This window comes from Marinilabilia sp., from assembly GCF_016278715.1.
Lineage (GTDB): Bacteria > Bacteroidota > Bacteroidia > Bacteroidales > Marinilabiliaceae > Marinilabilia.
The window spans coordinates 1-24,830 of the sequence record NZ_JADQBH010000203.1; the positions used below are offsets into that span (position 1 = coordinate 1).

Sequence of the window (24,830 nt, forward strand, 5' to 3'; positions counted from 1 at the left end):
CGCCCATTAAAGTGGCACGCGAGCTGGGTTCAGAACGTCGTGAGACAGTTCGGTCCCTATCTGTTGTGGGCGTAGGAAATTTGAGAGAACCTGTCATTAGTACGAGAGGACCGTGATGGACAGACCTCTGGTGCATCAGTTGTTCCGCCAGGAGCATCGCTGAGTAGCTAAGTCTGGAAGGGATAAGTGCTGAAAGCATCTAAGCACGAAGCCTGTCTCAAGATAAGATTTCCATATAAGGGGCGTTGCAGACGACGACGTTGATAGGCTGCAGGTGTAAATACGGTGACGTATGAGCCGAGCAGTACTAATTACCCAAAACTTTTAAGTTGAGGAAGCCCGCTTCCACACTGAAGCATTATTACAATGAGCAATAAATGTAAGTTTTCTTTTTGAATCTTTTCCAGTATGTCAAAGATATTACCTTCAAATCCCCCTCCTTTGGAGGGGTTAGGGGAGGCCCTCATTTAGGTGGTTTTAGCAACAGGGTTCCACCTCTTCCCATTCCGAACAGAGAAGTTAAGCCTGTTAGCGCCGATGGTACTGTGTAAAAACGGGAGAGTAGGTCGCCGCCGACTTTTTAAAGTCAAAAAAGCCGTTCCAGTTTCTGGAGCGGCTTTTTTTTGTTGTAAGGAGGTGCGAATTCCAATTCGCATCATTTTTTTGAAAGAAGCAAAGCCGAAAAACGGCTTTTTAAGATTTCCACAAGCTATTACCGCGTGGATTTGGAAATCCACACGGACAAACTGAAGCGATGCTAAATCATCACTTCCAAATTTACCTCCCTGGGAAGGGCCGGGAGAGGCCCCTGATTTTTAATAAAATCTCCTACCTTTACAAACTTATTCGTTTTTCTGATTCCAAAAACTAGTTTATGACCGATTCATCCAAGGGATTGCTTTATGCTGCAACAACTGCCTCTTTGTGGGGAGCATTGGCAATCGTCCTGAAGGTAGCTCTTAACTTTTTTGACCCCTATACGGTGGTGTGGTGGCGGTTTACAATGGCTTTTAGTGTTCTGGCTGTTTGGTTTTTAATAAAAAGCCCCGATATCTGAATATTCTTAAACGTCCGCCCGTTAAACTGTTGATTGCAGGCTTTCTGTTAGGGATTAATTATATTGGTTTTATGCAGGGCGTTAATTATACCGGTCCTGCTGTTACCCAGGTAATGATTCAGGTGGGACCTATAACTTTGGCCTTTACGGGTTTTTTATTTTTCAAGGAAAAACTTTCGTGGATAAGGGGTGCAGGTTTTCTGCTTGCCATCATCGGTTTCGCTTTCTTTTACTATCAGCAGTTGCAAAGGTTAATCGGAACACCTGACATGTTAAATCAGGGAGTTTTATGGATTCTTTTGGGTGCATGGTCGTGGACAGGGTATGCTATTTTGAATAAGATTCTTGTAAAAACAATTCCTTCGGCCCAGATTAATCTGGTTTTGTATGGAGTTCCTGCACTTTTGTTTATTCCGCTGGCCGATTTCTCCTCCATCGCTTCAATAGAATCTTTCTGGGCGGTGTTAATTTTGTTGTTCATGGGGGGAAATACACTGGCTGCTTATGGTGCATTGTCCCTGGCTTTAAAGTATACTGAAGCCAATAAAATAAGTATTATCATAACAGCCAATCCTGTCATCACGTTTATTATTTTGGAGATTTTGCTGTGGACAGATGTAAGTTGGTTTGATGTGCCTGCAGTGAATGCTTTGTCTTATTTTGGAGCTATTCTGGTGTTGATTGGAGCAGTAATGGCAATAGGAGTCTTTTCAAAAACTAAAAGAACCGATAAAAAAAAATAGAATTTTAAAGCTTCCCTTTTCTGCGGCTTTTCTTTTCTGAAAGTTTCTTTTTTTCATCGAGTCGTTTTCTTTTTGACGCTTTTGAAGGCTTTGTAGGGATTCTTTTTTTAACAGGTCTGAGGCCCCATTCCAGTAATGTGTAAAATCTTTTAATAGCCTGTACTTTATTGCGGAGTTGAGAGCGTTCTGTTTCAGCCATGAGGATCAGTTCGCCTTTATGCGTCAATTTATTTGCCAGTCGGGATTTCAGTAGTTCTTTTTCTCTGTTGGAAAGAATAGTTGAATCAGGAATGGAGAATCGCAACTCTACTTTTGTATTTACTTTATTGACATTTTGTCCGCCTGCCCCACTACTTCGCTTGGCTGAAAAAGATAATTCTTTTGCAAAGTCTCTGTTAATTAACTTGTTATTCATGCTGCGGATTGATACTGTTCGGTTTTACAAATAATGAGATAATAAAAATCAATATTAACCACTTTAAATTACAATTAAAATGTATAATTTAGGAAAAATAAAAAGTTTTCCTGAATGCTGTTTATTTTAAAATATTTGGATTTATTTTTCTTTGGTGGTGCCTTACTTTTATTGGTATGGTTGTTTTTCAAGCAGAGGAGAGCACTTTATGCAGAAACTGGAACCAGATTGCTGAGCACAAATTTAACTTCTTTGGGGAGTAAGTTTGGCGGTATTCTGGCAGCGTTAATTATAGTTATAGGTGGGCTTTTGGTGACAAAAGAAGCGGTTAACGAACAGGAGAATATTGTTAAACAACACCTTCGTAACAATACCCTTAATTTGGCTCATTCTTTTCATGCCGAACATATTGAGAAGTTGACTTTCACCGCCGATGATGTTGAGTCTCCTTATTTTCAAAGAATCTCCGAACAAATAAAAAACTATTTCTATTATTCCGGCATACAAGGTATATACACTATAAAGGAAAGGGGTGGAGATTTCTTTTTTGGTCCGGAAAGCTTTATGCCTGATGATTCATTGTACAGAGAGATTGGTTCCAGATACCTGAATCCGCCGCCTGAACTTAAAAAAGTTTTTGAGGAACAGGTTACTTTAATTACACGCTCATCCACAAGCAGGGGTGGAGATTTTGTCAGTTGTTTTGCACCAATGTTTAATATTGACAAGAGTGAAGTGTTAATGGTTTTGGGGGTGGATGTAAATCAGAAGGATTGGGAGTACCAGATAAACAAAGTCAAAATCTTGCCAATAGTTGTTTCTCTGAGTTTACTAATCCTCATTTTAGGAGGATTTCGACTGATCCAAATTAGGAATAAGCGGAGCAGGCAGTTTTCTAAGGAGAAGTTTCATTATTGGGAAGGAATCTGGGTTTTCTGTGCAAGTCTTGTGATTACCATTTACTCCGTAATTTCGGAGATTAATGAAGAGAAAACATTTCAGTATGGAGTTTTTTCTCAAGTGGTATCCTCAGAAGGAGAATCTATCTCTGGTGCATTGGATATGGTAAGACATACGCTTTATGGGAGTGCACAACTTTTTTCTTCCAGCGATAGTGTTTCTCAGATTGAATTTGGCTCTTACGTTGATTATCTTCTCAGTTATCCCATGGTTAGCTCTGTGGGCTGGGTTCGGCAAGAACCAGGAAAGGGTTTTTTTGTGGAGTATGAATTGCCCTCAGATAATCTTTTATTCGAAAAGGGTCAGTATGTTGTCAGTGAAGATAAATTGAGGTTTGGAGCAGTCCTGGAGACCTTATACACAGGTTTCATTTCATCTACAATGAGTTATATGAAAGATGGCCAGGAGAGAATAGATTTGTTTTTGCGAACTGAAGATAATGCAGGGAACAGTTGCGGGTTCGTGTTTTTATCTCTTGATTTAGGAAAACTTGAAGATATTTTTTCGGTAGGTAATTCTGTGCAAAATAATTTTTTTAGTTCCAATGTGCGTTTGGTTGATTATCGAAGCCGTTCAAATGAAGATAAAATCAATTTTTTTAGTTTGGTGGAAAATCAAAAGAAGGGGCTCACCCTTCATTTGCTGGAGTTCTTTTATGGAAAGACATTTGCTATTTCCATATCTGCCGAACAGGGTTTTTTTAAGTCCTACAGAAAAAGAGAATACCAAGCAAATTTATTTTTTGGACTAATAATTTCATTGTTTCTCTCCGGTTTGGTGATGATAATGAGTAATAGAAGACTCATTCTTGAAAAACAGGTCGAAAAGCAGGCCTCCGACTTAAAGTTTAGTGAGGAGCGATTTCGTTCTTTGTTTTCTAATATGTTGGAAGGAGTGGCCTTTAACGAAATGATTTTTGATGATGAAGGAAAGCCTGTTAACTACAGATTTCTGGAGATTAACAAGGCTTATGAATCTTTAATAGGCGTCAAACGTGAAGAGACAGTTGGGAAAGATGCAATCGAATTGTTTGATAGGGTTCCATCTTACTTTGAAAAATATTGCCAGGTTGTTCAGGAACAAAAAGCTGTTGTGTTCGAGACGTATTCTAAAGAACATGGAAAGTTTCTGAAATTATCGGCTGCTCCCTGGGGAACAAATGGATTTGCTACCATCTTTTCTGATATAACTCTTCGAAAAAAGGCCGAAGCCAGGCTGAAGAAAAGCGAAGAACGCTATCGGTTGATATCTGAGAATGCTGAAGACCTTATATGGCTCTACAATCCTCACCTGGAACAGTTTGTTTATGTCAGCCCTTCTGTGAAAAAACTTACGGGGAAAGATTACCTGGAAATCGTGGGTAAAGGCTTTAATGAAGTATTAATGGAGGAGTCCGGTCGGGAGTTGAAACAACTGATGCCCTTGCGATTGGCACGTTTTGGCATGGGAGATGAGTCAATGAGAGTAATTAGGTCGCAGGTTGATGTTAAAACGGAAACAGGCGAACCGCTACCTATGGAAATGGTCACAACACTCTTGTTAGATGAAAACAATGGGGTTCCATGGGTTCTGGGAGTTGGCCGGGACATCAGCGACCGCGTAAAAGCTGAAACAGCACTCAAAATGAGTGAAGAAAAGTATAGATTGCTTGTTGAAAATCAAAATGATTTAGTTGTAAAAATTGATTGGGAGGGTTATCTCACTTATGTGAGTCCATCTTACTGCAAAATGTTTGGAAAATCGGAAGAAGAACTCCTGAATACCAAGTTTATGCCATTGGTGCATCCTCAGGATCAGGCCTCTACTGCACAGCAAATTAAGAAACTTTCAAATCCTCCTCATCATGTGATGCTGGAACAAAGGGCAATGACCAATGAGGGGTGGAAATGGTTGTCGTGGAATGATACTGCTGTTTTAAGCCAGGAGGGTTCCATCATTGAAATAATTGGTGTTGGACGAGATATTACCGAACGAAAAATGGCAGAAAAGGCTCTTCATGAAAGTCGGGAATTGCTGGAACGTCAGAATGAAGAATATGCTGCACTGAATGAGGAGTATCTGACAATGAACGAGGAGCTTACCCGGATTAACGAGGACCTGAGTCTGGCGATTGAAAGGGCTGAAGAAAGCGAGAAGCTTAAAACGGCTTTTTTGCAGAATATGTCGCATGAAATCAGAACGCCCCTGAATGCTGTCATCGGTTTTTCCGAGATGCTCGGAATGGATTACATTACCGATATTGATAGGAAAGAGTTTACCAAGATCATTGTGAACAGCAGCCGGCAACTACTGGAGCTGGTGAATGATATTCTGACTATTTCGGCCATCGAAACAAGGCAGGACAAAGTGACTGTATCTCCTGTTAATATTGGCGGACTTGTATCAGAGCTTTATTCTGTTTTTCGTTCCAAAGCAAAGGATAAAGGGATTTTATTGGAGATTAGAAAGGGAGTGGATGATGAAAAAGCAGTGATTATGACCGATGAATTGAAATTGCGTCAGATATTCATTAATCTGCTCGGAAATGCTTTAAAATTCACTGAAGAGGGAAGTATAGAAATGGGGTTTGAAGCACAGGAAGATGCCTATTACAGATTTTTTGTGAAAGACACGGGAATAGGGGTTTCCAAACAAATGAAGAAGAGAATATTTGAGCGTTTTGTACAGGCGGATAGTTCTGTGAAGGGACAATACGGAGGAACCGGTCTGGGGCTTGCCATATGTAAAGGGCATGTGGAACTTTTGGGTGGTGAAATCTGGCTGGAATCTACTCCTGGAGTGGGTTCAGTTTTTTATTTTACGCTACCCGTTATGCCCGAATAACTGGAGTTATCGTTTTTTTGCTCTTGCCTCTGAACTTTTTTTCTGCTTTGAAGCAATACTGCATTTAGTTTTTGCAAGTGGCCGATAACTAACGATTTGAGATATTCGGGTGAATGATTGAAAACTTTTGATAGTATATATTTTACGTTATTATGTCTCTGCGTTTAGACTTTTTTCGAACTATTGTTGAAACAACCAGTTTCAAATGCCACTCCTGAGAAAGTATCTTTTTTAAGGGATTTGTGCTTCTCCTGACTCATCTTCCGATTCCACAATTCCCTTTTCTGACACATTATCAACAGCTTCTTCGTCAGGGGTTTCAAAGAAATCCATGAAGCTTCTCAGGCGGTTTTTAGACCCCAGTTGGAAAACATAATCCGGTTGTCCCATCCCGGTTTTCATCTTTCTCACATCAATGTCAAGGGCCTGAATACCCTTATTGAATTCGTCCAGCGATGAAAGAATCAACATTTTGCCATTGTTGTAGCTAAAGAAGAACCAGGTGTTCTCGTCAGCTTTGATGTGTATCTCAAACGAATTGCCACCCCGGCTTCTTGAAATCAGGGCTTTTATGTCAACCTCTTTGGCTATCGACTGGTCTTTTATCCATCCCAGACTTGCTTTTCCATTGGCAACATAGGACCGGGAAGGCGTGTCCCAGGTGAACTCAATATCGGTAAAGCAAAGCGTATGCTGTAATTCTGCGGGTAAAATTTCAGAGATGTCGGTGGTTGGCTGAACAAGATCTGCAAGTTTTTTTGCATCAGCACCTTTCATCCACTCTCTTAATCTCTTTTCAGTGGTCTCTTTATTGTGTTTGGCAATGGGTGCTTTTGAACTTCGAATGGCATTTGCCATGGTAAAAATACTGGCATCATCAAGCATGAAATAAGTTCCGAACATTGAATGAATGTTTACTTCATTGGTTTCTCGAAAATGTTCAATTTTTCCTGATGCAAACAATTTTACTTGTTCCAAATCCATACTAAAGGCTAATTTGCCCTCTGCACTTACCGAGCAGTCATCCTCACGAAACCGTATGATGTTACCGGCAGAATCGGGGTACTCAAACTTTCTTTCACTTCCGATTTCAAAGCTATTGTTTTCCTGGTTGTATCTCAGAAATCCTTCAGATCCGGCGATGGATGCATTGTTAATTCTGCGGTGTTTTTCCAGGAAGGCACTGTAAACATGCGTCGAATCTATTTGCAGAAAGACATCATGACTCAATCGCTCAAGCTCGGTGTTGGTGGTTTTCTCTTCTATAGGAATTCTCACCTTTTTGGGATCTATTGGAGCATTAAATCTTATGTAATCCTGGGGGCCTTTTTGGGAGCAGCGATGTAACATCTGGGTACCTCCGTCAAACGTCAATAGAGGCTCCTCCGCTTTGAGCGCAATATCTCCTTTGTAGGCAAAATGATTGTCGAAGGTAAAGAGTTGTTCGTCAGAAATGGCGCCTTCGGCAAAAGTGCGTTGATTGTCATCCACCCCGATGTTATGAAAATCGACGACGTATTGCTTGTCGTTTCCATTGGTGAAATCGTATTCTCCATAACCAAAGTATTCAAATTTGCCTTCTACTGTAATATGTGCATTTTTGAACTGATGTGTCGAACCATTTAGAATGATGGAGGTGGAATCGAGCGGATCTATTTCGGCATCTTTTCGAATATTAATAATGCCATTATTTAAAATAATATCGGCATCAGCAACTTCTATGTTGGAAACTTCGCTTGCCTGAATTGTTTTTGTTTCTATGTCGTAAACGGCCAATGGAGCCAGAAATTCAAGAGAGTCCTGTCGGCGGTGGGTCGAGACGAACCTGTTTCCGGCCGAACCGCTGGCGCCCATATAAATATCGTTTTTATCCATATTCCACGAAAATTCACTGATGTAGGCCATGAAAAGATTTTCTGTAAATTCGACCGTATTGCCCATATCGCGTGAAGTAAAACGGCCCTGACGTTCTTCAAAATCAAGTTGTGCAATCAGGTTATTGGTTTTAAAGGAGACACCGTCCATCTCTTCACCTCCAATGAGATTAAAATCGGCACTGTCGGCCATCAATGTATGATGCGTAAGATCCATTTTTTCTGAAATCAGATTTGCTGAGGGCATGAGTAGGGTTCCCCTTGCCTGAAGACCTGCAGGGGCAAGAGTCAAACCACCTTTTAATGAAGTTTCTTTTTGAAAAATATGAAATTCGGAGTTGGTGCTTTCTGTAAGCAGTTTGTCTTCCAGGGGCTTGTATATGAGTTTTACGTTTTCGGATTGGACATCAGGGTATTCAATCCCAGTGGTTTGAGGCTCAATATTGAAACTTTCTGCAGGTCCATTGGTCTCATCGGGCAAAAAGGTGAAATCCTCCGACTTTGCGGAACTTGTGAGATAGTCCAGGCGTCCGTTCCCTTTGAGTCCACGGTTGCTCAGGTCGATTTCGTTGGTGAACTGTGCTTTTCCGTTGTAAACAGGATAGCCTTCGGGAGGAGATTGTTTTACAAAACCCAGCGAATAGTCCCGGCGCACAACCAACTGATCTTCCAGCTCGGGGAATATATTGCTGACCAGTTTTCCGTCGAAAACAATGTTTTTCAGGTTTAATTCGTTAATACTGTCAATTTCAAAAGGCTCCAGCTCAAAATAGAAATTTTCAGTATTGTATGCTGCATTCTGAATATCAGGACGTTCGTAGTAAACATATGAATTTCTGTCGCTGACTAATACCGGGAAATTGGGGTGGTCTTTTATGCCTGATTTGTTGTTGGCTGTGTCAATTTGAAGATAGCCAGACAATCGGGCTATGGTATTGTCGATTGTTCTCAGGAGTGGACGACCGTATTGATCCAATCGGTCGGATGCAATACTCATTCGCATGGAATCGATGTTTTGCATATCGATTCGGAAATCATCGTAAGAGAAGAAAAACCCGTTGCCAAAGAGCTCAATCATACCGGCCAGAATGTGTCCGTTAAAACTGAAATTTCGGTTGTATTTTAAAGTGATTTTTTGGTCTTCGGGTAGAAAAACTACATTTTGGTGGTCGCTGATGGACACATTCTCAACTCCGTTGAGCGCTAGGTCATAGTTTCTTAAATCAAAAATAGCATTAGGCACCCGTTCATCTGTTACTGATTTAAAACGGATTACATCATAATCCTTTTTTCCCATGCGGAATTTAATGTAATCCGTAAGTCTTTGGTTTATTTTAATGGTATCCGTGTTGATGTTAAAATCCACAAATCCATGGAATGAAAGAGAAAGTACCTGTTGACGTATTTGGCTTTCGGGCAGATTCAGAAATCGGGCATAATCTCTGGCGGTAAACGGTTGTTGTTTGTTGTTGAAATAACAGTTTCGAAGTCCTATCAGCGGATGTATGGCATCCATTCCCTGTAGGTAGTTGAAGAATGATTCCCGGTAGAAGCTTAGTGATTCAAAAAATGATCGATTTTTAGCTGCCCCATCCAGCATTCGTAATTCCATATAATCGCTGTCCAGGTTCCATTGAATGATTTCGGAATTGATGCTGACATTGTGATAGGTATCGAAAAAAGGGCTTTGAGAAATACCCTCTCCGCTTCGAATCAGATATAAATTGCGATCGGGTGACATGTACTTGAATTCCAGTCCGGGATGGTGTATCTGACCTGTGTCCAGATGTATGGTCACTTCTGTTTCCCGACTAAGAATTTCATCTTTTCGAAGTGAAAACATTTTCGACTTGGCTGACACAAAAAGCGTATCATTTCTGAAAATTGATATGGTTGCAGGATTTTGGTCGGTACCCGAACCCAGAAACTTTGCTCCATGCTGTGAAAAACCTCCCTTGTAATGCAATCCGGGGTGTATATTTTCAATATTAAATAACTGATCGTAAGATTCAAATTTTGGGTAGAGGCTTGAGGATGGATCTCGAATGAACGTAACTTTATGCTCCAGAGCTCCTTTTAATGGCCCGTTAAAGTATTGTCGGTTGTAAAAGGTGGCATCTTTTACAGTGAAACCGGGATTGCTCATATCGATCCGGTAATCGTTGAAAGTGGCATATACTTTATTGGCTTCAAACCCGCTTCTTTCCCAGGTAACGCGTCCTTTACTTCCCTCCCAGATACCTGTCAAAACATTCAGATTTCCGGAAGTTTGGTATATTTCGATGCTGTCGGTTCGTGAGTGACAAACCAGACGGGTATTTGGGATGTATAATTTAAGAGTATCCTGAATCAGATGAAACTGAAATTCCGGAGAGCGCGAATACCAGTCAACGCCTGGGCCACCAAAGATTCGTTTTTCGCTGATGATACCCTGGGTCACGCTCAATAAATCATTGAAATGTCGTGTGTAATACCTGGGGCGAGTCAGGTAAGTTTGCGCTGCGTTGCGCCAAACGCTAAAATTATTGTTTATCTGGTCATTTTGGACAAACAGTTGAATTGTCGATAAAAACAGGTGGTAGTCGGGAAAAGCTGTAGCCTTTTTTTCGTATAATAAATCCGATATTTCAATGATCGCTTCTTTTGCTTCCTGGGGAGTGTTTGGGGAAATCCAGAATTCCTCAAACTGGTCAAGAAAATCATTGGCTCGCTTTCTTTCGGCTGATATTTCGAATATTTCTTCAATCTTTTCGAAATAGCCTGCTTCTCCAGACTCTTTAAAATGCTGAGTTTGAGAAAACAGGGGAGATGAAAAAATCAGAAAAATGAAAATATAGAACACCATTCGCTTAAAATGCGAAGGAGAGGAATTATCATCAGGAAAAAGTTCAATCATTATGCCACCGATTTGAATTTATTTTTTCCTATACGATACGGCCACCCAATTGTTTTGTTCTTTGAGTGAAATTTGTTTCCAGTCGAGTCGGGTGGCAACCGATTCAATTTTTGGGAGGTCTTCCCGGTAAAAGCCACTCAGGAAAATATGAGTGCCCGTGGCGGTGTTCTGGTCGTAGAGCGGCATATCTTCCAATAAAATATTGCGATTGATATTGGCCAGTATTAAATCGAATTTTTGATTTCCCCTGAATAATGATGTATCGCCTAATGCCACTTCCATATTGGTGATTTGGTTGTTTTTTATGTTTTCTTTGGCATTTTCAACCGCCCACTCATCAATATCGATTCCCAGAATTTTTAGTGCGCCCTTCAGGGCAGCTAAAATACCAAGTATGCCTGTCCCGCATCCCATATCCAACACATTAAATTGAGTCAAATCCATTTCAAGCAAATGTTGAATCATGAGACTGGTTGTTTCATGATACCCGGTACCAAAAGCCATTTTGGGCTCTATTAGAATTTCATAGAGGGGCGCTTCCGCGGGCTTTTCATGAAATGGAGATCTTACCAGACACTGGTCTCCTATAACAATGGGTTTAAAATAGTTTTTTTCCCACTCTTCGTTCCAGTTTTTATCTTCAAGATCTTCTGTGGTGATGTTGATTTGATAATCAGGTGTATTCAGAAACGGAATCAAAGTTCCGTTCAAAGGTTGATATCGGTCTTTGGAAATATAGGCTTCAAGACCTTCGTCTGTTTCCATAAAACTGTCGAATCCGGTTTCCGAGAGTTGTGCAATGAGTATTTCCCGTGCAGTTTCATCGGTAGGAGAGATTTGGAGGAGAATTTTTTTGTATTGCATGGTGTACCTTCTGCTTTAGGAAAAAAAAGACCTGCCCTAAAGGAAAGAGCAGGTCTATTAAAAGATGATTGTCATTAAAATGCTGCAATGATGCCCTGGAAGTCTTCAGCTTTGAGTGAAGCACCACCGATAAGACCACCGTCCACATCAGGATTGGAAAACAATTCTTTGGCATTCGAAGGTTTACAGCTTCCGCCATAAAGAATTGAGATTTCATCAGCAACTTCCTGTCCGTATTTCCCGGCAAGTGTTTTGCGGATGAAGGCATGCATTTCCTGCGCCTGGTCAGAGCTGGCAGTTTTGCCGGTTCCGATTGCCCAAACAGGTTCGTAGGCCAAAACGATTTTTTTGAAATCGTCGGCTGAAAGATGAAAAAGGGCCTCTTCGATTTGTGATTTTACAACATCAAAATGTTTGTCGGCTTCTCTCTCTTCCAATACTTCTCCAATGCAGAAAATAGGTGTCAGCTGGTTTTTAATTGCCAGTTCGGTTTTGGTTTTCAAAATGGCATTGTTTTCACCGTAATAGGCTCTTCGTTCACTGTGGCCAAGGATTACGTAACGTGCGCCTGTTGATTTTACCATCTCGGCAGATACTTCGCCGGTATAGGCTCCGGATTCCTGGTCTGCACAGTTCTGTGCAGACACACCAATCAGATCCTGATCCACAATTTTACATACCTCGGTAAGGTGAATAAACGGCGTTCCGATAACTACACGGCAGTTGGGCTTATTGGATGCCAAAACGCTTTGAAGTTCTTTTGCCAGTTCTATACCTTCCTGAAGGTTTTTGTTCATTTTCCAGTTTCCTGCTACAATGTTTTGTCTCATTGGTTTTTGTTTTTACTTGTTTTTAATATAAATATCGACAGAAGGGCAATAAAGAATGCATGCCCTAGTAATATCATTCGGGTTCTGTTATTTTGTTGTTGTTTTAGTGCCGTGCTGAGCGGCTGTTTCATGTCTGCTGCTTTTGGCAGGTCATTATAATGCCATTTTCCTGCGACGGTTCCATTGACAATCAATAGCAGTCCCGGATTTGACCTGATGATGGTCTTCAGGTTGGTTTCGTCGCCCTGGAGAAACTCGAAATGGGTTTTATTCCTGTCGTTAAAGGATTCTGCATCATCGATGGTGGAAGAAGTAACCACGTAAAACGGAAAATCTTGTTCTGCGCTAACCTGTTGCAGTTGTGCAAGTTTTAATGCATGGTCTTTATCAACTTTACTGATGTCCGGCGAAATGGCCAGGAGCAACGGCTTTCTTAATCCCAATAGCTGGTCTGTAATATTCCCGTTTTCAGGATGTTGCAATACGAAATCATGAATGGGAGGGGTGTACCCCTTGCTAATAAGTTTGGTTTTGCTGTCCACAAACACCCAGGTAGTATCTTGGTATGGATAGTTGTCTTCGTTGAATTCTTTTTGCGTTCCGTTTTTCTCTAAAATGAAAGTGGTTTTATATTCCGGTTGGGGCGCATCCTCCGGAATGGTCATGCCCGCAGGTATGTTGCTTCCTATACTGTAGGGTCGAAAATCGACCAGAGGTAAATGGCGAATACTATAAATGGAGATGCCGACAGTATAGACCAGTACAACAATAAGAAATACATTTTGCATTAATGGGGCGTATGGCGATTTTAACTGTTTCCGGGAAAGGAACAAAATAGTGGCAAAAATCATAATGATTACATTTTTCCAGAAGGTCTGCCAGTTGGTAAGAATAAGGGCATCGCCAAAACAGCCACAGTCGGTAACCGGATTGAATAGGGCCAGCCCCAGTGTTAGGACCGTAAAGAATGCCATGAAATAGAATGCGGTGACAGCAATTCTTTTTGAGAAAACATTGAACAACAATATAGCACCTATCAGGAATTCCAATGTGGCCAGAGCAATACTTGCCGGCATGGACAGAGGTATTAGCCAGTCCATAGAGAATGCTTGAAAATAGTCGTGGAATTTGATGGCTCCGCCGACGGGATCAACTGCCTTGACAAAGCCCGAAAACAGGAATGTGGCACCAACAATAATACGGCTTAAAAATCGCAGAATATTCCACATTTTTATTTTGATTTAAGTTGAACTTATGATTTTAATTTTTTGGATTTTCTTCGGATTCTTCAGGAAATTCGATTTTAATGAGGCCGAAAACAGCATAATTGATCATGTCCATGTAGTTGGCATCTATTCCTTCCGAAACCAACGTTTTGCCTTGATTGTCTTCAATCTGCTTGGTGCGGTGGAGCTTCATCAGTATCAGGTCGGTAAATGAACTGATGCGCATACTTCGCCAGGCTTCATCGTAATCATGATTTTTATCGGTCATCAGGTTTTTGGCAACATAGATATGCTTGTTGTAAAGTTCCAAAGTTTGAGTAGCATCCATTGAGGGCTGATCGCATGGGCCAAGTTCCAATTGAATGAGCCCCATGGTGGCATAGTTTACAATGCCAATAAACTCTGACCTGATGTCGTCCTCTATTTTTGATGTTCCTTTGGTTTCAATGCTTCTGATGCGCTGGGCTTTGATGAAAATCTGGTCGGTCATGGAACTGGGCCGTAAAATGCGCCAGGCTGTACCGTAATCTTTCATTTTCTTCTTAAAAAGGTCGCGGCATATCTTGATGACGTGTTCGTATTGTTGATCGGTTTTTTGGGCCATACTTCAAATTTGAGCCGTAAAATTACAAAAAAGCTGTGGAACATGATGACTTAAATCTTTTTATCTTGTTTTGAACATTATCTCTACCTTTGAAACCAACCATTTTTTAGAGTTAATAGGTGATTAAAAGAAAACAGCCAAAAATGAAACAATACGAGGTCGAAAATAAATTTCTGAAATCGGGTTTTTCCATTAATTGTAATGGGCGCCTGGTTGATTTAAGTCAACCCAAAGTGATGGGGATTATCAATATAACACCCGACAGTTTCTATGACAAAGGTCGTTTGGAATCTGTAGAGGCTGCTTTGGAACGGGTGGAGCAGGTTATTGAAGAAGGAGGCGACATGATTGATGTGGGTGCTTATTCTTCTCGTCCCGGGGCTGATCATGTACTGGAAGAGGAGGAGGGAAAGCGTTTGTGGCCTGTTTTGTCTGCCATCAGAGAAAATTGGCCTGATTTGTTGATTTCCGTGGATACTTTCCGAGGCCAAATTGCTGAAAAAGCAGTGGGCGAATATGGTGTGGATATCATTAATGATATCTCTGCCGGACAGTTGGATGACTCAATGTTTGATACGGTTGCCCGCCTGAATGTTCCTTACATTTTGATGCATATCCAAGGCGATCCGCAAACTATGCAGCAAAAGCCTCATTATAAAGATGTAACAGGAGATGTTGTTTTATTTCTGGCCGAAAAAATTGACCAACTCCGAAGCAGAGGCGTATCCGATATAATTGTGGATCCTGGATTCGGATTTGGAAAAACAATTGATCACAACTATGAATTACTGCATAATCTTGAACAATTTAAGATGTTTGAGCTTCCATTATTAGTAGGTGTTTCCAGAAAATCAATGATTTACAGGTTTATTGGTGGTGTTCCTGAAACCTCTCTGAACGGCACTACTGTTCTTAATACATTGGCTCTTACCTGTGGAGCCAAAATTTTAAGGGTTCATGATGTCAAAGAAGCCGCAGAATGTGTTAAATTAGTGGCAAAAACAAGGCAATTGTAGTATTGTCTGCCATGTTTTGATTTCAAAAACAACTATATGACCTTTTTGGAAATAAGATTTATCGACCTGGTCGATATTTTTCTGGTTGCTTACCTTATGTATCGGCTATATAAGCTGATAAAAGGGACAGTAGCGCTGAATATTTTTATTGGAATTTTTGCATTTATCGTTTTTTGGCTTGTTATCAAGTCATTAAATATGGATCTTTCATCCACTATTCTCGACAATTTTGTGAATGTCGGGGTACTGGCTATTATTGTTGTGTTTCAGCAGGAAATCAGGCGATTTTTACTTTTACTGGGAAGTAAATATAATTTGCACAACAAGTTTTCTTTCGACCGGTTCTTTGATAGCAAATCGGCTGGTATGATGAACATATACATCAGGCCGGTTGTTACGGCCTGTGAAGATTTTGCCAAATCTAAAACGGGGGCCCTGATTGTTATTACCAAAAATTCGGAACTGCTTGATTTCGTCCATACCGGGGAACTCCTTAATGCAGTGATTTCGCGCAGGTTGATTGAATCGGTATTTTTTAAAAATAGCCCTTTGCACGACGGAGCCCTCATTATTAATCGAAACAAGATAAAAGCGGCAGGTTGTATTTTACCCGTTTCTCAAAATATGGAACTTCCAAAACGTTTTGGCCTTCGCCACCGAGCGGGAATGGGAATTACTGAATCAACTGATGCTGTGGCTATTGTTGTGTCCGAAGAGCGGGGGCGCATTAGTTTTTTTCAAAATGGAAGAGGTGAGTATAATATCTCAATAGAAGAGCTGGAAAAAAGACTGGAAGATGCAGGACTTACCAACTAAAAATTTCTTATGATTGATTCATTGATCACCGAAATGCCCGGATACAGCGAGGGATGGCTGTTGGCTCTTGATTACAGTCAGTATATTCAACTGGCACTGATAGTGCTTATTTTGATAATCGCATGGATTTTTACCCAGCCCGGGAAGATGGCTTCGGGAGCTTCCGAAATGAAAAAGATCTTCTTGATGACCTTGGCATGGGTCATTAGAGGTATTGCTGTTATTGGTTTTTCTATTTGGGCTCTGAGTGTTCTTGGATTAAATATTCGGGAGTTTTTTGGTACGCCTGTGGTGACTATAGCCGATGAAATACCTCTTTCTCCTTTTTTCCTTTTAACACTTGTGGTTGGTGTTTACTTGTTGTTTATTTTTAATAAGTTTGTTAAAAGATTTATATCCAACGCTGCAGAGAAATGGCGCTTCGACAGAAATATAGCAAAGCAATTGCGCCGTTTTGCAATGTTGTTGCTGTTTATTTTGCTGGGGAATCTGTGGCTTCAACTGGCCGGTTCATTTTTATTGAAATTATTTAATGATCAGCTTTTTTCCATCAATGAAGTGGCAATTACAGCAGGGGTTCTGGTGTACGCTCTTATAATTCTATATGGTGTCTCTCTGGGAATTCGGCTGATTGAAGTTATTTATACACGCCACGTGCTGTCCAAAGGTCTGAACATGGGTCAGTCCAAAACAGTTTTTCAGTTGTTGAAATATGCTTTGTGGGTGGTGGCCATTGTTCTTGTACTGGATTCTGTCGGCATTAATATTACTGTTTTGGTCGCCAGTTCTGCAGCATTGCTGGTTGGACTCGGCTTTGGTATTCAGGGACTGTTCAATGATTATATTTCGGGGCTGGTAGTTTTGTTTGAGGGGTTAATAAAGGTTGGAGATGTGGTGGAGATTGAGTCGGAGTTGATTGGGCGGGTCATGGACGTTGGATTAAGAACATCAAAGATACTTACCCGTGACAACATCATTATGATTGTGCCCAATCATAATTTTGTCGGGGATAAGGTTATTAACTGGAGTTACAACGAACAACGAACCCGTTTTCATGTTGAGGTTGGTGTTGCCTATGGGTCGGATGTAAGATTGGTGGAAAGACTGCTCATAGAGAGTGCCCTCGAACAGGATGAAGTTATCAATGAACCCAAACCTCATGTGCTTTTCCGGGATTTTGGAGACTCTTCTCTGGATTTTCGTTTGTTTTTTTGGGTAGAGGAAGTCTTTTATGTGGAAATTCTTAAAAGCAAAATACGCTTTACCATTGATGCCAAATTCCGTGATAATGGTGTAACTATTCCTTTTCCTCAGAGGGATTTGCACTTCAAATCAGGGTGGGAACCAAAAGGAGGATGATGGTTCAAATAGATTCGTTATTGTCCGGAGGAACCTAATTCCTGAGAAAAAATTGCTTCACTTTGCTGGCAATGGCACTGCAAAGTAGTTATCAAGTTCCGCCATTGTGAACGTAGTGAAGTAATCTAAATAATAGCTCGGTGCTTTATCCGAGCTTTTTTATTATCCCGCAAATGCCTGTTTCGACCTTACATTTTGCAAAATGTTGTCCACCACATAGAACAGGTGGTTTCTATCTTCCTTCGGCAGTGTTTGAATCTCCTGAATTTTTTTGATAACATCGGTATCAAGCAGAAACTCGGTATTCCTTACCAGGTAATCCATTTCCTGAAAGACCATCTGGGTAATACAAGAGTAATGGTAATAATGCTACCAATCAGAAAAATTTTTATTATCCATTTGGAACGGCGGCTGAACGGTATATTGGTGGAGTTGAGAATGATTACCTTTACAACGGCAAAGAGCTGCAGGATGATAAAATCGGGAATGGAGAGTTGGATTGGTATGATTACGGGGCACGGTTTTTTGATGAAGCATTAGCTAGATTTACTACTATGCAAACGGGGTTGTTACAACTGCAAATGGCAATGCCACAGCAGGACAAAATGTAATTGATAACACTTTAGAAGGAGGTGAGCCAATAATGGTTGGTGTTGATTATGAAGACCAACAGACAATTAAAAATGAAGAATTTACTTATTATAAGTTTGTTCTATTGTACTCTGGCTTCTTGCCAGAGTACAATAGAAGAGTTTAATATTTTACTAGGAAAATTTGCAGAGTGTGAACTGCCTCTTGATTTTATGACGATAAAAATCGAGAAACAAAATCAAACGGTTTTAACGGAGACAAACTGTATTAATTTACATTGTTTGATAGTTTTTGGTATTTTCTTTCAAAGACCTTATATTAAAGAATTTTGAGGGTCTGACCAAAGGCAGGTTTAAGAAGAAGAATAATTTTGAAAACTCCAAGCGGATGAATATAGCGATTAGTGGGATATCCGGTTTAGTAGGACAAGCTTTGTCTGAGCGGCTTTTGAATGCAGGTCATTGCGTAACCGGCATTGGACGCAGTGACTTCGTGGGAGGTGTTGAACACTTGCAGAGTAAGTTGAGTGGCATTGATGTCATAGTCCATCTGGCCGGGGCTCCTATTTTAAAACGGTGGACAGAAAAGTGGAAAGACACCATTTTGAAAAGTCGTACAGAGACGACCCGAAAACTAGTGGAAGCGATGAATGGAATGAGTCAGCCTCCGTCGGTTTTTTTGTCAGCGTCTGCAGTGGGTATCTATGATACATTTGAGGTGCATGATGAGTATTCAACCGAATATGCGGATGACTATCTTTCCATGGTTTGTCAACAATGGGAGGCTGAAGCTATGAATATTGATACCCGAAAAGTTCGATTGTCCATCATACGCCTGGGAATGGTGCTGTCCGCCGATGGCGGGGCTTTGAAACAGATGTCCTTACCTTTTAAAATGGGAGTTGGTGGACGAATAGGTGATGGTTTGCAGCCCATGCCCTATATTCATATCGATGATTTAACTGCTGCTGTTGAGTGGATTATTGACCACGAAGACCAAAAGGGCGTTTTCAATATAGTCGCTCCCCAGATGATTTCCAACGCAGAGTTTACCTCTGCATTAAGTGCGGTTTTAAACCGTCCCGCATTTTTTGTTATCCCTGAATTTGTTTTGCGTTTGGTGTATGGAGGTGCTGCAGGAGTCTTGACCAAAGGCCAGAAGGTAGTTGCGCACCGGCTTCCGGATAGTGGTTTTCAGTTTGAGTTTCCGGATATCAGGCTGGCGTTGACCAACTTGCTGGACAAATAAAAACGGGATACATTGCTGTACCCCGTTCATTTAAACAGATAGATAAACCAAATTATCTCAGGCAGTTACTTCGTCGAGTTGAGGACCCGCTGTAACCAGCATCTGACCCTCTTCATTATCAGTATACTTTACAAAGTTTTTAATGAATCTGGAGGCAAGATCTTTTGCTTTTTCTTCCCAATCCTCAGTATTATTATAAGTATCTCTGGGGTCCAGAATTTCCGGATTCACATTCTCGAGTGATGTGGGAACTTCCAGATTAAAAATCGGTACGACTTTAGTTTCAGATTTTTCGATGGATCCATCCAGGATTCTGTCAATAATTGCTCTGGTGTCTTTAATGGAAATGCGTTTTCCGGTACCATTCCAGCCTGTGTTTACCAAATAGGCAGTAGCACCTGCAGCTTCCATTCTTTTTACCAGTTCTTCAGCGTACTTGGTGGGATGAAGAGAAAGAAAAGCTTCACCAAAACAAGCGGAGAAAGTTGGAACCGGTTTAGTGATGCCACGTTCAGTTCCTGCCAGTTTTGCAGTAAAACCGGACAAGAAGTGGTATTTTGTTTGTTCCGGTGTGAGTTTGGAAACCGGGGGCATTACGCCAAAGGCATCAGCCGTAAGGAAAATGACTTTCTTTGCATGGCCTGCTTTTGAAACAGGCTTTACAATGTTATGGATGTGATAAATAGGGTAAGAAACCCGGGTGTTTTCTGTTTTTGATGAATCCGTGAAATCAATTATGCCGTTTTCATCAACTACCACATTTTCCAAAAGAGCATCACGTTTGATGGCTTCAAAGATATCGGGTTCAGCTTCCTTGTCCAGGTTAATGGTTTTGGCGTAACAGCCTCCCTCAAAATTGAAGACTCCATCATCATCCCATCCGTGCTCATCATCACCAATCAGTGCTCTTTTGGGATCTGTAGAAAGAGTGGTTTTGCCGGTTCCTGAAAGACCAAAGAAAATAGCTGTGTCGCCTTTGGTGCCTACGTTTGCAGAACAGTGCATGGCTGCAATTCCTTGAAGCGGAAGTAAATAATTCATCATGGCAAATATTCCTTTTTTCATCTCTCCGCCATACCATGATCCACCAAGCACATGCATCTTCTCAGTGAGGTTAAATACAGTATAAACCTCAGAGTGCAAGCCGTGCTCTTTCCATTTTGTATTGATTGTTTTGGCAGCATTTAAAGAAACAAAATCAGGTTCTCCAAAATTGGCCAATTCCTCTTCGGTGGGACGAATAAACATGTTTTTTACGAAATGTGCCTGCCAGGCAACTTCCATGATAAATCTTACTTTAAGACGCGTGTCAGGATTGGCTCCACAGAAAGTGTCCATCACATATAGCTTCTTTCCCGAAAGCTGCTGAATGGTCATTTCTTTCAAATCTTCCCATACTTCAGGAGTCACTGGCTTGTTGTCGTTGGGGGCGTGCCCGGAAGTCCACCATATGGTATCCTCGGTGGTTTTGTCTTTGACAATATACTTGTCTTTCGGTGAGCGACCAGTAAATACTCCTGTATCTACAGTAACAGCACGCAGTTCTGTTACTACACCTTTTTCATAACCTTCCAGGTTTGGGTTGGTCTCATCTTTAAATAGAATTTCATAAGAAGGATTGTGGACAATTTCTTTAACGTCCTTAATACCGTACTTAGTTAAATTTGGTTTTTGCATATTAAATTTTTTTTACTTTTTATAATACTCTTGTGATGAGTTTTTTAAATTGAATTCCCCCAAAAGTATAAAAAATACCTTAATAAAGAAAAAAATCATTAAATGATTTTAAGTTTTTGCTATGTATTTGTTTTAAAATGTTGGTTTTTAGGGCTTTCATGATGGTAGATGACAAAAAAACGGCCATTCGTAAGGAATGACCGTTTTAATTTAACACAATGTAGCTTAAAGCACAAGTTTAAGTTGTTAAAAAGAACATCTAAAAGAGTAATTAAGTATTAAATAACTTTAAATGCCTGTTTTGTTATTGTATTTGATATTGTATTTGATGAGGTGACGTTTACGATCTTGGGTGGTATTGAATAATGGTGTTTTTCAAATATTCTTTATCCAGATGCGTATAAATTTCCGTGGTAATGATAGACTCGTGTCCAAGCATCTCCTGAACCGCCCTGAGGTTGGCACCTCCATCAATTAAATGGGTGGCAAAAGAGTGACGGAAAGTATGTGGACTGATGTTTTTTTCAAACCCCAGTTTCTTCGTGATATTTTTGATTATTGTAAATATCATGACTCTTGATAATTTTTTTCCTCTGCGATTCAGAAAAAGAATATCTTCATGATCGGGGTGGACTTTTAAATTGCGACGGTATTCGCTCAGGTATAGATTAATCTCTTTGATAGCTTTGGTGCTGATAGGAACCAGTCTTTCTTTGCTGCCTTTGCCTTCTATTTTAACAAAACCGGATTCGAAAAACAGATTCGAAATTTTTAGATCGATTAATTCCGAGACCCTGAGTCCGCAACTGTACAAGGTCTCAAGAATAGCTTTATTTCTCTGACCTTCAGCTTTCTTTGTGTCAACAGCATTGATGATGGTGTCGATTTCCTCCACCGACAGAATTTCCGGAAGTTTGCGGCCTACTTTGGGCGTTTCGAGCAGTGCCGTAGGATCACGGTCCACCTTTTCTTCAATAAGCAGGTATTTGTAAAAAGATTTGATGCCACTAATTATTCTTGCTTGCGTACGGGGGCTGATTCCCTTGTTGTTAACCCACTCAAGCATTGCTTTAAGATGGTCGAGTTTTACTTTTTCCGGACTAATGTCAAATTGTTTTTCCTTGAGAAAATGTACAAGTTTATATAGGTCAGTGATATAGGCGTGAATGGAATTGTCCGAAAGTCCTTTCTCGATCTTCAGATAATTCTTAAATCCTTCAATTTCGTTTTCCCAGTTCATCGTTTCTTTGATTTGTTTGTTGTATGGAGTACAAGAAGTTTATCACTTTACTTAAAAACCCAAAATGATAATTGTAGGTTAAAGTTGCAAAAAATTTTTATGTAAATGCAAATATTTCTCCGATTATTTTACTATATATTCCTGAAATGTAATATATTGTTACAACAGGTGAGTCAATAATTTGTTCTTGTGTTAATTAAGGTATTGTTTTTTAGTTGTTTAATAAATAATTTTTAGTTGCTTTTTTATTCTACACCATTGTCGTATTTTTGCAGAATTATAGAATTTTTGTTTTATGACAATAGCCCGTTAACCCTGTGTAAAGCTCTGTGAGTAAATTGTCTGTTCTCAAAAATGGCGTTTGTGGTAAAGTGCAGAATATAAATGTTATATGATTCGTCAAACAATCAATATCTAAGAACCTAACGATCTATTGTTATGAATATCCTCATTATCAATGGCCCCAATTTGAATTTATTGGGTGTGCGGGAACCCGATACCTATGGAAATCAATCTTTTGATGATTACCTCTTCATCTTACAAGAAAAATACTCCAAGACAAAGATTGATTATTTTCAATCAAATATTGAGGGAGAGATCATTAATAAAATTCATGAGTTTGGGTTCTCTGCTGATGGTATTGTGCTTAATGCCGGAGCTTATACTCATACGTCGGTAGCACTTGCAGATGCCATTTCGGCTGTTGAAACTCCTGTGATTGAGGTGCACATCTCCAATGTCTACAAGCGCGAGAAGTTCAGGCATCACTCCTTTTTATCACCCGTATGCAGAGGTGTTATATCAGGTTTTGGTATGAATTCGTACCGCCTGGCAATTGAAGCTTTTTTGAATTATTGAACTATTATATATTTTATATCTGAAAATTAGCAAAGAATGAAGAAATTCACCAAAATTGTGGCAACTGTGTCGGATCAACGATGTGAAGTTGATTTTGTAAGAGAACTTTTCGAAGCGGGAATGAATGTGGCACGATTAAATACTGCGCATCTCGATTTTGAAGGAATCAATAAAATTGTGACGAATATCCGGGAAGTTTCTGACGAAATTGCCATATTGATAGATACGAAGGGACCAGAAGTGAGAACTACCGTTTCGGACCAGGATATAGAGTTGAAAACAGGATCTGAATTGTTGTTGCTGGGTGATCCTGACAGTAAAACCGATGAGAAAAGAATCTGTGTTTCCTATACTCAAATTGCCGATGATGTGTCTGTCGGGAGCCATATTCTTATTGATGATGGCGAAATTGACCTTGAGGTTATTGCCAAAGAGAACGGAGGGGTTAGATGCCGGGTGATGAACAACGGTACACTTGGAAGCAGAAAGAGTGTAAATGTACCCGGGGTTCGAATTAATCTTCCTTCGTTAACACAGCGCGATAAAGGGTTCATTGGTTACGCTATTGAAAACGAAATTGATTTTATTGCCCATTCCTTTGTCCGGAACAAGGAGGATGTGTTGGAGATTCAGAAAATTCTGGATGCACAGGACAGCCCGGTAAAGATTATTGCCAAAATTGAAAATCAGGAGGGGGTTGAGAATATTGATGAGATTTTGGAAAATGTTTACGGTGTTATGGTTGCCCGTGGTGATTTGGGGATTGAAATTCCACAGGAGAAAATTCCTGGTCTTCAGCGTCAGCTGATCCGGAAGTGTGTTGAGGCAAAAAAACCGGTGATTGTCGCTACTCAGATGTTGCATTCTATGATTAAGAATCCTCGTCCTACGAGGGCAGAGGTTACCGATGTAGCTAATGCCATTTACTACCGTACCGATGCTATTATGCTTAGCGGAGAGACTGCTTATGGTGCCTATCCGGTTGAATCGGTGCAAACCATGTCCAGTATTGCCCGTGAAGTGGAAGTTGCTAAAGACAGCCGAAATGATATTCCCGTAGACGTAGTGAAACATGATATTACTGCTTATCTGGCTGATACTGCGGTTAAAGCTTCAAAAGAACTTGATATTAAGACCGTCCTTACTGACAGCCTTACCGGAAAAACAGCTCGCTATTTGTCGGCTTTTCGTGGACAAAATGCTGTTGTTGCCCTGTGTTACAACAAAAGGGTAGGACGTGAGTTGGCATTGTCGTATGGAGTATTTCCAGAATTAACGGAAGCCGGAAGTTCAAAAAGCGAGATATTGAAAAATACACTCAGTCGTTTGCAAGCTGTAAAGGTGATTAATGATGAAGACCTGATTGCTTATCTAGGTGGTAGTTTTGGTATTGGGGGCGGAACAACCTATCTTGAAATTGTGACCGTTGAAGCTCTTTTGAAAAAGACCAATCGTTTTTCCGATAAGGAAGACTAAATTCCTTCAATAATTACTTTTTTATCAACCGCCAATTTATCAAATAGTTAAATTGGCGGTTCTTTTTTCAGGAGGCAAAAAGGAGAAAAAAGAGTAAGAAAGTTTCTTTTTGTATTGCAGAAATGAAAAGAACCGTTATCTTTGCAACGCTTTAAAACAAAAGGGTAGCGCTCTTTTTCTGGTCTGGTAGTTCAGTTGGTTAGAATGTCGGCCTGTCACGCCGAAGGTCGCGGGTTCGAGTCCCGTCCAGACCGCAA

The 24,830-nt window shown here is 40.4% G+C and carries 18 protein-coding genes, 1 tRNA gene and 2 rRNA genes; 12 read left to right on the forward strand and 9 right to left on the reverse strand.

Annotation, left to right across the window (positions count from 1 at the left end):
* The 4 genes from QZZ43_RS12485 to QZZ43_RS12500 form a co-directional block, all read left to right on the forward strand.
* Positions 1-332 (forward strand): 23S ribosomal RNA (locus QZZ43_RS12485); the annotation flags it as partial.
* 135 nt (positions 333-467) lie between these two features.
* Positions 468-578 (forward strand): 5S ribosomal RNA (gene rrf, locus QZZ43_RS12490).
* 296 nt (positions 579-874) lie between these two features.
* A complete protein-coding gene (locus QZZ43_RS12495; protein WP_291859805.1) occupies positions 875-1,057 on the forward strand; it encodes an EamA family transporter in 183 nt (60 codons plus the stop codon).
* 29 nt (positions 1,058-1,086) lie between these two features.
* Complete coding sequence (locus QZZ43_RS12500; protein ID WP_291859808.1) at positions 1,087-1,800, forward strand: DMT family transporter; 714 nt, start codon at positions 1,087-1,089, stop codon at positions 1,798-1,800.
* 4 nt (positions 1,801-1,804) lie between these two features.
* Here QZZ43_RS12500 and arfB read toward each other — a convergent pair whose 3' ends face one another.
* Complete coding sequence (arfB, locus tag QZZ43_RS12505; RefSeq protein WP_291859810.1) at positions 1,805-2,215, reverse strand: alternative ribosome rescue aminoacyl-tRNA hydrolase ArfB; 411 nt, start codon at positions 2,213-2,215, stop codon at positions 1,805-1,807.
* Between the two features lie 114 nt (positions 2,216-2,329).
* On the opposite strand from arfB, the gene QZZ43_RS12510 reads away from it, so the two are divergent.
* On the forward strand, positions 2,330-5,998 hold the full coding sequence (locus QZZ43_RS12510; RefSeq protein WP_291859813.1) for a PAS domain-containing hybrid sensor histidine kinase/response regulator: 3,669 nt from the start codon (positions 2,330-2,332) through the stop codon (positions 5,996-5,998).
* A 231-nt stretch (positions 5,999-6,229) separates the two neighbouring features.
* Here the strand turns inward: QZZ43_RS12510 and QZZ43_RS12515 are convergent, their stop codons facing one another.
* From QZZ43_RS12515 to QZZ43_RS12535, 5 genes are all read right to left on the reverse strand, one after another.
* Positions 6,230-10,768 (reverse strand): hypothetical protein, encoded by a 4,539-nt coding sequence (locus QZZ43_RS12515; RefSeq protein WP_291859816.1) that lies wholly within the window; start codon positions 10,766-10,768, stop codon positions 6,230-6,232.
* 18 nt (positions 10,769-10,786) lie between these two features.
* On the reverse strand, positions 10,787-11,632 hold the full coding sequence (gene prmA, locus QZZ43_RS12520) for a 50S ribosomal protein L11 methyltransferase (RefSeq protein ID WP_291859818.1): 846 nt from the start codon (positions 11,630-11,632) through the stop codon (positions 10,787-10,789).
* Between the two features lie 74 nt (positions 11,633-11,706).
* Positions 11,707-12,462 (reverse strand): triose-phosphate isomerase, encoded by a 756-nt coding sequence (gene tpiA, locus QZZ43_RS12525; RefSeq protein WP_291859821.1) that lies wholly within the window; start codon positions 12,460-12,462, stop codon positions 11,707-11,709.
* Positions 12,459-13,691, reverse strand: coding sequence for a BT_3928 family protein (locus tag QZZ43_RS12530; protein WP_291859824.1), 1,233 nt, complete (start codon positions 13,689-13,691; stop codon positions 12,459-12,461). Before QZZ43_RS12530 ends, tpiA begins: the two co-directional genes overlap by 4 nt.
* A 31-nt stretch (positions 13,692-13,722) precedes the next feature.
* Positions 13,723-14,292: a DUF1599 domain-containing protein gene (locus QZZ43_RS12535; protein ID WP_291859827.1), complete on the reverse strand. Its 570-nt coding sequence runs from the start codon at positions 14,290-14,292 to the stop codon at positions 13,723-13,725.
* A gap of 143 nt (positions 14,293-14,435) precedes the next feature.
* Here QZZ43_RS12535 and folP point away from each other — a divergent pair, with 143 nt between their 5' ends.
* From folP to QZZ43_RS12550, 3 genes are read left to right on the forward strand one after another with little or no spacing between them, the layout of a single operon-like run.
* Entirely contained in the window at positions 14,436-15,308 is an 873-nt protein-coding gene (gene folP / locus QZZ43_RS12540) for a dihydropteroate synthase (RefSeq protein ID WP_291859830.1), read from the forward strand.
* A 36-nt stretch (positions 15,309-15,344) separates the two neighbouring features.
* Positions 15,345-16,124, forward strand: a complete 780-nt coding sequence (cdaA, locus tag QZZ43_RS12545) for a diadenylate cyclase CdaA (RefSeq protein ID WP_291859833.1) — start codon at positions 15,345-15,347, stop codon at positions 16,122-16,124.
* A 9-nt stretch (positions 16,125-16,133) separates the two neighbouring features.
* Positions 16,134-17,483 carry a mechanosensitive ion channel domain-containing protein gene (locus tag QZZ43_RS12550; RefSeq protein ID WP_291859835.1) on the forward strand — a complete coding sequence of 450 codons (1,350 nt, stop codon included), beginning with the start codon at positions 16,134-16,136 and terminating at the stop codon, positions 17,481-17,483.
* Between the two features lie 162 nt (positions 17,484-17,645).
* On the opposite strand, the gene QZZ43_RS12555 is transcribed toward QZZ43_RS12550, so the two are convergent.
* On the reverse strand, positions 17,646-17,822 hold the full coding sequence (locus QZZ43_RS12555; RefSeq protein ID WP_291859839.1) for a hypothetical protein: 177 nt from the start codon (positions 17,820-17,822) through the stop codon (positions 17,646-17,648).
* Between the two features lie 639 nt (positions 17,823-18,461).
* Between QZZ43_RS12555 and QZZ43_RS12560 the strand changes: the two genes are divergently transcribed.
* Positions 18,462-19,322, forward strand: coding sequence for a TIGR01777 family oxidoreductase (locus tag QZZ43_RS12560; RefSeq protein ID WP_291859842.1), 861 nt, complete (start codon positions 18,462-18,464; stop codon positions 19,320-19,322).
* Between the two features lie 57 nt (positions 19,323-19,379).
* Here the strand turns inward: QZZ43_RS12560 and pckA are convergent, their stop codons facing one another.
* Both pckA and xerD read right to left on the reverse strand, forming a co-directional pair.
* The gene (gene pckA / locus QZZ43_RS12565) at positions 19,380-20,999 is read right to left on the reverse strand and encodes a phosphoenolpyruvate carboxykinase (ATP) (protein ID WP_291859845.1); all 1,620 of its coding nucleotides are present in this window, start codon (positions 20,997-20,999) and stop codon (positions 19,380-19,382) included.
* A gap of 340 nt (positions 21,000-21,339) precedes the next feature.
* On the reverse strand, positions 21,340-22,239 hold the full coding sequence (gene xerD, locus QZZ43_RS12570) for a site-specific tyrosine recombinase XerD (RefSeq protein WP_291859847.1): 900 nt from the start codon (positions 22,237-22,239) through the stop codon (positions 21,340-21,342).
* Positions 22,240-22,677: 438 nt separating this feature from the next.
* On the opposite strand from xerD, the gene aroQ reads away from it, so the two are divergent.
* From aroQ to QZZ43_RS12585, 3 genes are all read left to right on the forward strand, one after another.
* A complete protein-coding gene (gene aroQ, locus QZZ43_RS12575; protein WP_291859850.1) occupies positions 22,678-23,097 on the forward strand; it encodes a type II 3-dehydroquinate dehydratase in 420 nt (139 codons plus the stop codon).
* Between the two features lie 36 nt (positions 23,098-23,133).
* The gene (gene pyk / locus QZZ43_RS12580; protein WP_291859853.1) at positions 23,134-24,573 is read left to right on the forward strand and encodes a pyruvate kinase; all 1,440 of its coding nucleotides are present in this window, start codon (positions 23,134-23,136) and stop codon (positions 24,571-24,573) included.
* A 180-nt stretch (positions 24,574-24,753) separates the two neighbouring features.
* Positions 24,754-24,827: transfer RNA gene (locus QZZ43_RS12585), tRNA-Asp, on the forward strand.
* The last annotated feature ends 3 nt before the right edge of the window (positions 24,828-24,830 follow it).